This is a genomic window from Streptomyces sp. NPDC060205, from assembly GCF_042728395.1.
Classification (GTDB): Bacteria; Actinomycetota; Actinomycetes; order Streptomycetales; family Streptomycetaceae; genus Streptomyces.
In genome coordinates this window covers 1-9,830 of the sequence record NZ_JBHWZP010000335.1, presented here as the reverse complement: position 1 = coordinate 9,830, position 9,830 = coordinate 1, and the positions used below count along the sequence as shown (strand labels likewise).

General features: G+C 72.7%; 8 protein-coding genes. 2 read left to right on the top strand and 6 right to left on the bottom strand.

Annotated elements, in window-relative coordinates:
• Positions 1 to 92: 92 nt before the first annotated feature.
• Positions 93 to 1,406 carry an FtsX-like permease family protein gene (locus ACFWGJ_RS36680; RefSeq protein ID WP_387333256.1) on the bottom strand — a complete coding sequence of 438 codons (1,314 nt, stop codon included), beginning with the start codon at positions 1,404 to 1,406 and terminating at the stop codon, positions 93 to 95.
• A 14-nt stretch (positions 1,407 to 1,420) separates the two neighbouring features.
• Positions 1,421 to 2,158, bottom strand: coding sequence for an ABC transporter ATP-binding protein (locus ACFWGJ_RS36675; protein WP_387333254.1), 738 nt, complete (start codon positions 2,156 to 2,158; stop codon positions 1,421 to 1,423).
• Between the two features lie 386 nt (positions 2,159 to 2,544).
• Between ACFWGJ_RS36675 and ppk2 the strand changes: the two genes are divergently transcribed.
• Positions 2,545 to 3,438, top strand: coding sequence for a polyphosphate kinase 2 (gene ppk2, locus ACFWGJ_RS36670; RefSeq protein ID WP_387333250.1), 894 nt, complete (start codon positions 2,545 to 2,547; stop codon positions 3,436 to 3,438).
• 121 nt (positions 3,439 to 3,559) lie between these two features.
• On the opposite strand, the gene ACFWGJ_RS36665 is transcribed toward ppk2, so the two are convergent.
• Together ACFWGJ_RS36665 and ACFWGJ_RS36660 are read right to left on the bottom strand one after the other, a co-directional pair.
• A complete protein-coding gene (locus tag ACFWGJ_RS36665; protein ID WP_387333252.1) occupies positions 3,560 to 4,963 on the bottom strand; it encodes an ATP-binding protein in 1,404 nt (467 codons plus the stop codon).
• A 51-nt stretch (positions 4,964 to 5,014) separates the two neighbouring features.
• Entirely contained in the window at positions 5,015 to 5,758 is a 744-nt protein-coding gene (locus ACFWGJ_RS36660; RefSeq protein WP_387333248.1) for a response regulator transcription factor, read from the bottom strand.
• A gap of 237 nt (positions 5,759 to 5,995) precedes the next feature.
• Between ACFWGJ_RS36660 and ACFWGJ_RS36655 the strand changes: the two genes are divergently transcribed.
• Positions 5,996 to 7,321, top strand: coding sequence for a glycosyltransferase family 4 protein (locus ACFWGJ_RS36655; protein ID WP_387333246.1), 1,326 nt, complete (start codon positions 5,996 to 5,998; stop codon positions 7,319 to 7,321).
• Positions 7,322 to 7,856: 535 nt separating this feature from the next.
• On the opposite strand, the gene ACFWGJ_RS36650 is transcribed toward ACFWGJ_RS36655, so the two are convergent.
• The gene (locus tag ACFWGJ_RS36650) at positions 7,857 to 8,477 is read right to left on the bottom strand and encodes an FMN reductase (protein WP_387333244.1); all 621 of its coding nucleotides are present in this window, start codon (positions 8,475 to 8,477) and stop codon (positions 7,857 to 7,859) included.
• On the bottom strand, positions 8,474 to 9,580 hold the full coding sequence (locus tag ACFWGJ_RS36645; RefSeq protein ID WP_387333242.1) for an LLM class flavin-dependent oxidoreductase: 1,107 nt from the start codon (positions 9,578 to 9,580) through the stop codon (positions 8,474 to 8,476). Before ACFWGJ_RS36645 ends, ACFWGJ_RS36650 begins: the two co-directional genes overlap by 4 nt.
• Positions 9,581 to 9,830: the final 250 nt, after the last annotated feature.

Sequence of the window (9,830 nt, the reverse complement as noted above, 5' to 3'; positions counted from 1 at the left end):
CCCATCCGGGGGCGCGGGGAACTGCGCAGTCTTTCAGGGGCGCGGGGAACGGCGCGGCCAGCCCCCACGGACCCGCACTCTCAAAGCGCACCCTAAGCGGCCAGCGCGACCGCGCTGATCGCCGGCGCCCGCAGCACCCGCCACGCGGTGACCAGGCTCGTCCCCATCGTCGTCGCCACCGCCACCGCCACGACCCCGAGCCAGATCCCGAGCCCCCGGTCCGGCAGGACCGAGTCCGTGCGGACCGAGGTGAACGCGACGATCCCGGCCAGCGCGGCCCCCGTACCGAGGACGACGCCCGTCACCGTGAGGACCAGCGACTCGATGCCCACCATGCCGAGGACCTGCCCGGGGGTCGCCCCCGCGAGCCGCTGCTGCCCGAACTCCCTGCGCCGGTAGGTCGTGGCCGCGTACAGGGAGTTGACCAGCATGATGCAGGAGAAGACCACGATGATGCCGACGACCGTCAGGTTGAGCGTTTCGAGGTTCTTCGCGTCGACCGACTTGGGGACGCCCGCCGCGTGGATCGCGTCGTTCTCGACGCCCTGCATGTACAGCGTCGCCGTGGCCATGCCGATGAAGAGGGTCAACGGCACCATGACACCGGCCAGTTCGGCCGTGCGCGCCCGCAGACCGTGTACGGCGGGATAGCCGCTCGGCCCCCTCAGCGGCAGCCGGCCGAGCAGTGACCTGAGCAGCCCCGGCGACAGGAGCGCGAGGCCCACCGAGAGCAGGATCGCGCCGTACGCGGGCGGTGCCATCAGCGCGGCGTCCGTCGACGACAGGGCGAAGGTGGAGCCGACCGCCAGGCCGCCGAGGGCCAGGGACCCGCGGACGAGGAACGTGCGTCCCCTGCCCGGGGACCGGCGCCGGCCGCCGGTCGCCCGGCGCACCGCGAGGAACGCCGCCCCCGCCGCCGCGAGCACCGTGATGTCGAGGCCGGAGTACAGGGCGATGGGCCCGAAGGTGTAGTCGACGGACTCGGCGACCTGCCCGCTGTCCTGGAAGACGTCGAGCAGGACGCGCCCGCCGAGCATCGCGGGGCCGATGGCGAGCAGCGCGCCCACCAGGGCGACGGCCACCGCCTCCCCGACGACCATCCGCTTGAGCTGCGCGGGCGTGGCCCCGGAGCAGCGCAGCAGTTCGATCTCGGCGGAGCGCTGGCGCACGTTCACCGTGAGGGTGGAGGCGACGGCGAAGAACACCAGGAGGGTGCCGTAGCCGCCGACGACGCCCGCCGCGGTGGACAGGGTCTCCGAGCTGACGGAGTCGACCCCCGGCGCTCCGGCCGTGTCGTGCATCGAGTTGAACGTCATGATGATCGCCGCGCCGAGGAAGGCGGACAGCAGGGTCGCGGCGAAGCGCCCGGGACGCTGCCGCACGGAACGCATGGCCAGCGTGAACATGGTGAACATCGCGCTCACGCCCCCGCCATCACGTCGTCGCCGAGGTGCGCGAGGCGCTCGGCCACCGCGTCCACGGTCGGCCGGCGCATCTCGCCCGCGAGCCGGCCGTCCGCGAGGAACAGCACCGAATCGGCGTACGAGGCGGCGACCGGGTCGTGGGTCACCATGACGACCGTACGGCCGTGGACGCGTACGGCGTCCTGGAGGAGCCGCAGGACGTCCCGCGCGCTGCGGGTGTCCAGGGCGCCGGTGGGCTCGTCCGCGAAGATCACGCTCGGCTCGGTCACCAGGGCGCGGGCGAGGGCGACGCGCTGGCGCTGGCCGCCGGAGAGCTGGTCGGGCCGGTGGCCGAGGCGGTCGCCGAGGCCGACGGCGGTCAGGGTCTCCCGCACCCGGTCCCGGTTCACCCGGCGCCGGGCGAGCTTCAGCGGCAGGACCGTGTTCTGCGCGACAGTGAGGGTGTCGAGCAGGTTGTACTGCTGGAAGACGAAGCCGATCCGGTTGCGGCGGAACCTCGTCAGTTCGGCCTCGGTGCCGCCGGTCATCTCCGCGCCGTCGACCATCACGATGCCGCTGTCGGGCCGGTCGAGGCCCGCCGCGCACTGCAGCAGCGTGGACTTGCCGGAGCCCGAGGGGCCCATCACCGCGGTGAAGGTGCCGCCGGCCAGGCTGAGCGTCACCTCGTCCAGGGCGGTCACCGCGCTGTCGTCGCTCCCGTACGTCTTGCTGACCTTGACCAGCCGCAGGGCCATCTCCGCTGCGCCCGTGCCCTGGTCGGCCTTGCTGTGCGTGCGTCGACCGGTGGTACGTCGGTCGGTGCCGGTTCGGCGAAACATCGTCATCAGCCTCCGTCGGGCACGGTCCGCGCCCCGTGTCGGGCACCGCCGGTGCCCCCGCTGCGGGGCACTTCCTGTGCCCCGCAGAAGACGCTACGGAGAAGGCCGGGCCGGCACATTGGGCGCAGAACCCGTATCGGGGGGTGTACCCAGCGACACCCCCCGCGGTGCGGCCGGCCTCCGCTCCCCGCCGCCCTTGCCACAACCTCGCAGGTCGTTTACCTGGACTTCGCCGCCCGTACGCCTCCGCTTGCTTTCATCACGGACGTGCCCACTCCTTACCGGCCCTCCTGGGGAGAGACATGACCGAACTGCTGAGTGGCATGAGCGTCGACTACAGCGACCACGACGACCCGGTGCTGATCCGCCCCGACGGCACCCCGGTGGACACCTGGCGCGAGAACTACCCGTACGCCGAGCGCATGGAGCGCGCGGAGTACGACCTGCACAAGCGGCTGCAGCAGATCGAGCTGCTGAAGCTGCAGGGCTGGATCAAGGAGACGGGGCGCCGGCTCGTCGTCGTCTTCGAGGGGCGGGACGCGGCCGGCAAGGGCGGCACGATCAAACGCTTCACCGAGCATCTGAACCCGCGCGGCGCCCGCGTGGTGGCTCTGGAGAAGCCGACCGAGCGCGAGCGCGGGCAGTGGTACTTCCAGCGCTATGTGGAGCATCTGCCGACCGCCGGGGAGATCGTGCTCTTCGACCGCTCCTGGTACAACCGCGCGGGCGTCGAGCGGGTCATGGGCTTCTGCTCGGACGACGAGTACCGCCGGTTCATGCGGCAGGCGCCCGGGTTCGAGCGGATGCTCGTCGACGACGGCGTGGACCTGGTGAAGTTCTGGTTCTCGGTGTCGCAGGGCGAGCAGCGCACCCGTTTCACGATCCGTCAGGTCGACCCCGTACGGCAGTGGAAGCTCAGCCCGATGGACCTCGCCTCGCTGGACCGGTGGGACGACTACACCGCAGCGAAGGTCGCCATGTTCCGCGAGACGGACACCGAGCAGGCCCCGTGGACCGTGGTGAAGAGCAACGACAAGAAACGGGCCCGCGTCGAGGCCATGCGCAGTGTGCTGGCCCGCTTCGACTACACGGACAAGGACCACGAGGTGGTCGGGGAGCCGGACCCGAGGGTCGTGGGCGAGGCGGCGACCCTGCTGGAGGAGGGCGAGGACGACGACTTGCGGGAAGGCTGGTGACGGCCCCCGCAGCCGGCCGGCCGACAGCCACGACCGCCACGCCGGCCACACGGGCCACACGGGCCACGCCGGCCGAACGACACCGGTCGGCCGGCGGCTGTGAAACCCGTTCGCCCCGCGGCTATGAAACCGTTCGGCCGGCGACCGTGAAGCCCGTCACCGAGCCGCCGCCCTCCCGCCGGCCGGCGAACGGGTCTCCCCCGTGCGCCGCCGCCACCTCGCGGACGATCGAGAGGCCGAGCCCGGAGCCGGGCAGGCTGCGCGCGTCAGGTGCGCGGTAGAAGCGGTCGAAGACCCGGTCGAGATCCTCCTGAGCGATACCGGGCCCCCGGTCCAGGACCTCGACCCGGACGGTGTCACGGTCGACGCGCGTCACGACGAGCTCGATCGGCCCGCTGCCGCCCCGGTCGAACTTGGCCGCGTTGTCCACGAGGTTGGACATCGCCCGCTGCAGCGCCGCGGGCCGCCCGTCGACCACCGTGTCCCCCGAGACCCGTACGGTCACGGCCCGCCCCGTGCGCCGGCGCGCCGCCACCGCCACGTCGTCCGCGAGGTCTCCGAGGGCCACCCGCCGCGGCGGCTCGGTGTCGGACTGGCCGGCCGCCAGCGCGACCAGCTCGTTGACCAGGTCGGTCAGCTCACGGGACTCCTGGGCGAGGTCGTCGACCAGCTCCTCGCGTACGGCGGGCGGCAGTTCGTCGATCCGGCGCAGGATCGAGATGTTCGTGCGGAGCGAGGTCAGGGGTGTACGCAGCTCGTGTCCCGCGTCCTGGACGAGGCGCCGCTGGTCGTCCTCGGACTGGGCGAGCCGGCCCAGCATGCGGTCGAAGGACCGGCCGAGCCGGGCCACCTCGTCGTACCCGGCGACCGGCACCTGGATGCCGAGCCGCCCGGTGCGCGCCACGTCCTCGGCGGCGCCCGCGAGCCGTACCAGGCGCGAGGTGATGCGCCGGGCCAGCCACCAGCCGAAGAGCCCCGCCGCGAGCACCACGGCGCCCACCAGGAGCACGGTCCGCTGCTGGAGGTCGCGCAGCAGATCCTCCGTACCGCTGAACTCCTGCGCCACCTGTACGGCGCCCCGCCCGCCGCCGAGCGAGACGGTCGCGACGCGGTAGACGTCGTCGCCGACGTCGACGTCCCGGTGCTCCACCAGCCGCCCGGCGGCCGGCGCGGCGGCCAGGGGACGGTCGGTGGCGTCCACGGGCAGCGGTGTCCGGCCCCGGTCGACGACCGAGCCGTCCGGGCCCAGGACCTGCACGACCGTGCCGCTGGGCCGGACGAGTTCACCGCGCGGGCCGTCGCCGGCGCCTGCGGTGGCGAAGTCCGCGGGCTCCAGCGGGCCGCGGCGCACCTCGTCGAGCAGATCCTGTACGACGCCCTCGAAGACGGTCTGCTGGTCCACGCGCACGAGCCGGGCGGCGGCGTCGTACGACAGGAATCCGACGAGGACGGTGACGGCCGCCGCGACGGCCGCGAACGACACCGTGAAGGTGGTCCGCAGCGACGACAGCCGGGCCCGCGCCACCCACCGGCCGAACCGGCCCGGCCGGCCGGTCCGCACGCCCGTGGGCCGCACTCAGTCCTCCCTCAGCACGTACCCCACGCCCCGCACGGTGTGGATCACCGAGGGCACGGCGGGCGCTCCGGCCCCACCGGCCCCACCGGCCGCTCCCGGCTCGTCGAGCTTGCGCCGCAGATAGCCGACGTACACGGCGAGGTTCTTGGATCCTGGCCCGAAGTCGTATCCCCAGATGCGGTCGTAGATGGTGGTGTGGTCGAGAACGATGCCCGCGTTGCGGACGAGCAGTTCCAGCAGGTCGAACTCGGTGCGCGTCAGCTCGATCTCCCGCGCGCCCCGCCAGACCCGCCGGGCCTGCGGGTCCAGGCGCAGGCCCGCGGCGGCGATCTGGCCATCGGGCGTGCGCTGCGGTTCGCTGGGTACGTCGTCGGGGGCGCCCGTGCGCCGGAGCAGGGCCCGGAGCCGGGCGAAGACCTCCTCGACGTCGAAGGGCTTGACCACGTAGTCGTCGGCGCCGGCGTCCAGGCCCGCGATGCGGTCCGCGGTCTCCACGAGCGCGGTGAGCATCAGGATGGGCGTGCGGTTGCCCTCGGCACGCAGGACGCGACAGACCTGGAGGCCGTCGATGCCGGGCATCATCACATCGAGAACGAGCACGTCAGGAGGGGTGCGGTGGGCCTGCGCGAGCGCCTGGACACCGTCGGCGACGGCGGTGACCTCGTATCCCTCCAGGCTCAGGGCCCGTTCCAGGGCATGGCGGATCGCGCGGTCGTCCTCGGCGAGCAGCAGATTGTGGGGCACGGGACCAGTCTGCCAAGCACTTCTGTACGTACTACCTGATGAAGGGGGGTTGGGACCGGGCCTCTTACCCGGCTCTCACCCCGCCGGGACCGGTGGCTTACCTCGCCCCGTCACTGTGTCCCCTGTGCCGGGGGCGAGCGCCGCGACGGGGAGGGCCACGCACCGATGAAGCGCACTGGACGCACGGAGCGTACGGACCGCACGGAGCGTACGGCAGACGAGGGGGCCGCGAAGCGAATGAGCCGTAGGGGGCGCAGCCGTACGGGCCGGAGCCGTGCGGGCCGGAGCCGTGCGGGCCGCAGGAAGATCGTGTTCCTGCTGCACAACGCGTACGCCATCGGGGGGACCGTCCGCACGACACTGAACCTCGCGGCGGCGCTGGCCGACCACCACGACGTGGAGATCGTGTCCATGCGGCGGCACCGGGGCGAGCCGCGCTTCACCATCGACCCGCGGATCACGGTCGTACCGCTGGTCGACGAACGGGACGGCAGCGCGGACCTCACCGACCCCGAGTACGCGCTGCCCGCGACGGACTTCCCGAACTCCGACAAGCGGTACGCGCAGTACACGCGCCTGACCGACCGGCGGGCCGCCGCGTACCTCGCGGACAGCGACGCCGACGTGATCATCGGCACCCGCCCCGGAATCAACGTCTACGTCTCCCTCTTCGCGCCCGGCCGGGCCCTGCGCATCGCCCAGGAACACCTGCGGCACGACCAGCACACCAAGCGGCTGCGGGGCGTACTGGCGCGGCACTACCGCCGGCTGGACGCGGTCGTGACGACCACGGAGGCGGACGCGGAGGTGTACCGGCAGCGGATGACCCTGCCGGGGGTGCGGGTCGCGGCGGTGCCGAACATCGTGCCCGCGCCCCAGGGCATCGTCCGCGACAGCACGACGAAAGTGGTGGCCGCGGCCGGCCGGCTGGTCCCAGGCAAACGCTTCGACCTGCTGATAGAGGCCTTCTCCGCGGTCGCCTCGAAGGAACCGGACTGGCGGCTGCGGATCTACGGCGGCGGCGCGCAGCGCGACCACCTCCAGGACCTGGTCGACGGCCTCGGGCTCGCGGGGCACGTACGCCTCATGGGTCCGCGCACGCCCATCGAGGCGGAGTTCGCGAAGTCGGCGATGGTGGTCTCGGCCTCCGACGCGGAGTCGTTCGGGATGACGCTCGTCGAGGCGATGCGCTGCGGGGTGCCGGTGATCAGCACGGACTGTCCGCTGGGGCCGGCGGAGATCATTACCGAAGGGGTCGACGGGCGGCTCGTGCCGATGGGCGACTCCCGTGCGCTGGCCGAGGCGATGCTCGACCTGATCACGGACGAGCGGCTGCGGCTCGCCATGGGTGAGGCGGCGCTGGCGGGCTCGCACCGGTATGACGCGGAGCCGATCGTGGGCCGCTACGAGGACCTCTTCGCGGACCTCGCGTCCACGCGGGGACGCCGGGCGTGGGCCCGCGCCCGTGCCCGCGCGGCGGCCTGGACGCGCCGCCGCACCCGCCAGCTACGCCGCGCGTTCCCAGGCGACCACGTCCCCGACCCCCGAACGACGGGGCCCTGAGGACCTGCCCCGGGTATCCACCCACGGGTCTTTGCCCCTGGGGGCGGGGCCTGCGGTGCGATTCCGACTGCGGCCCGGCGGGGGCTGGCCGCGCCGTTCCCCGCGCCCCTGAGGGGGAGGGGCCTGAGGTACGAGTACGACCGCGGGCCGGCGAGGGCTGGCCGCGCCGTTCCCCGCGCCCCTGAGGGGGAGGGGCCTGAGGTACGAGTACGACCGCGGGCCGGCGGGGGCTGGCCGCGCCGTTCCCCGCGCCCCTGGGAGGGTGGGGCCTGGGGTGCGATTTCGGGTGCGGGCCGGGGGGTTGGTATTCGGCTGCGAGTCAATGGGGTCTGGCCCCAGGCCCCGTAAGGGGCGCGGGGAACTGCGCGGCCAGCCCCCACCGGACCCGCAGCAAACATCCAGAGCCCAGCCCCTCCAAGGGGCGCGGGGAACTGCGCGGCCAACCCCCACCGAACCCGCACCAGACCATCGGGGCCCAGCCCCACCCCCCAGGGGCGCGGGGAACTGCGCAAACCGCCCCGCCGGGCCCGCCCCGTCAAGCGGACCGCAGCGCCGCGAGTTGCTCCGCGAACGGGACCACCTCGAAATCTCCGACCTGCACAGCCGTCACCGGAGCCGAAGGCCCAGGCACGGACACGGACGGCCCCCCACCTCCCATCAGCCCGACCAACTCCCCCGCAGCCCGCCCGATCCGCTCGGCCAGCCCTTCCGCCCCCCAGTCCTCGGACGCCGCGTACACCGCGGTAGGCACCACCACGGCCCGCAGATACGCGAACAGCGGCCGCATCGCATGCTCCAGCACCAGCGAGTGCCGGGCCGACCCCCCGGTCGCCGCGATCAGCACCGGCTTCCCCGTCAGCGCGTCACGGTCCAGCACGTCGAAGAACGACTTGAACAGCCCGCTGTACGAGGCGGAGAACACCGGCGTCACCACGATCAGCCCGTCCGCACCCGCCACCGCGGACAACGCGGCCCCGAGCGCAGGCCCGGGAAACCCGGTGGTCAGGTTGTGCGCGATCTCGACCGCGAGATCCCGCAGTTCGACCACCTGGACCTCGACCCCGCCCCCGGCCGAGGCCGCGGCGGCAAGCCGGTCCCCCAGCAACCGCGTGGACGACGGAACACTCAGCCCCGCCGAGACGACGACCAGCTTCATGACGCGGTCACCTCCTGGCCGGCCTCGGCCGCGGCGGCGGCAGCGACCCGCGCCGCGTGCGTGGGCGCGTCCGGCACCCCGGCGGCCCGCCTCTTGGCGAACTCCTCGCGCAGCACGGGCACGACCTCCTCGCCCAGCATGTCGATCTGCTCCAGCACGGTCTTGAGCGGCAGCCCCGCGTGGTCCACGAGGAACAGCTGCCGCTGGTAGTCACCGGCGTAGTCCCGGAAGGACAGCGTCTTCTCGATGACCTGCTCGGGCGAGCCGACCGTCAGAGGGGTCTGCTCGGTGAAGTCCTCCAGCGACGGCCCGTGCCCGTACACCGGCGCGTTGTCGAAGTACGGCCGGAACTCCCGTACCGCGTCCTGCGAGTTGCGCCGCATGAAGATCTGCCCGCCGAGCCCGACGATCGCCTGTTCCGGCGTGCCGTGCCCGTAGTGCGCGTACCTCGACCGGTACAGCTCGACCATCTGCTTGGTGTGGTCGGCCGGCCAGAAGATGTTGTTGTGGAAGAACCCGTCGCCGTAGTACGCGGCCTGCTCGGCGATCTCCGGCGAGCGGATGGAGCCGTGCCAGACGAACGGCGGCACGCCGTCCAGCGGCCGGGGCGTCGAGGTGAACGACTGCAGCGGCGTACGGAACTTGCCCTCCCAGGTCACCGTCTCCTCGCGCCACAGCCGGTGGAGCAGGGCGTAGTTCTCGACGGCGAGGTTGATGCCCTGGCGGATGTCCTTGCCGAACCAGGGGTAGACCGGGCCGGTGTTGCCGCGCCCCATCATCAGGTCCACGCGCCCGTCCGCGAGGTGCTGGAGCATCGCGAAGTCCTCGGCGATCTTCACCGGGTCGTTGGTGGTGATGAGGGTGGTGGAGGTGGAGAGGATGAGGTTCTCGGTGCGGGCGGCGACCCAGCCGAGCATGGTGGTCGGCGACGAGGGCACGAACGGCGGGTTGTGGTGCTCGCCGGTCGCGAAGACGTCGAGTCCGACTTCCTCGGCCTTCTGCGCGATGGCGACCATGGCCTTGATCCGCTCATGCTCGGTCGGGGTCCGGCCCGTGGTGGGGTCCGGCGTGACATCGCCGACGGTGAAGATCCCGAACTGCATGGCTACCTCATCCTCCAGGTTGTTGACGATTCAACTATACGCCTGAACGACCCCCTCCCTCGGACTATTCCCACCCCCCACCCACGTACGGCTGCTCGCGCAGCTCCCCGCACCCCTGAGCCCCGATGGTCTGGTGCGGCCCGGCGGGGGCCGTTCGCGCAGTTCCCCGCGCCCCTGGGGGGGTGGGCCTGAGCCCGAATGCCCTGGTGCGGGCCCGGTGGGGGTGGGCCGCGCAGTTCCCCGCGCCCCT

What these genes read in the sequence shown, in the direction of transcription:
- ACFWGJ_RS36680 (WP_387333256.1), bottom strand. Translation starts at nt 1,406, where the DNA reads ATGTTCACGCTGGCCATGCGTTCCGTGCGGCAGCGTCCCGGGCGCTTC.
- ACFWGJ_RS36675 (WP_387333254.1), bottom strand. Translation starts at nt 2,158, where the DNA reads ATGGCCCTGCGGCTGGTCAAGGTCAGCAAGACGTACGGGAGCGACGAC.
- ppk2 (WP_387333250.1), top strand. Translation starts at nt 2,545, where the DNA reads ATGACCGAACTGCTGAGTGGCATGAGCGTCGACTACAGCGACCACGAC.
- ACFWGJ_RS36655 (WP_387333246.1), top strand. Translation starts at nt 5,996, where the DNA reads ATGAGCCGTAGGGGGCGCAGCCGTACGGGCCGGAGCCGTGCGGGCCGG.
- ACFWGJ_RS36650 (WP_387333244.1), bottom strand. Translation starts at nt 8,477, where the DNA reads ATGAAGCTGGTCGTCGTCTCGGCGGGGCTGAGTGTTCCGTCGTCCACG.
- ACFWGJ_RS36645 (WP_387333242.1), bottom strand. Translation starts at nt 9,580, where the DNA reads ATGCAGTTCGGGATCTTCACCGTCGGCGATGTCACGCCGGACCCCACC.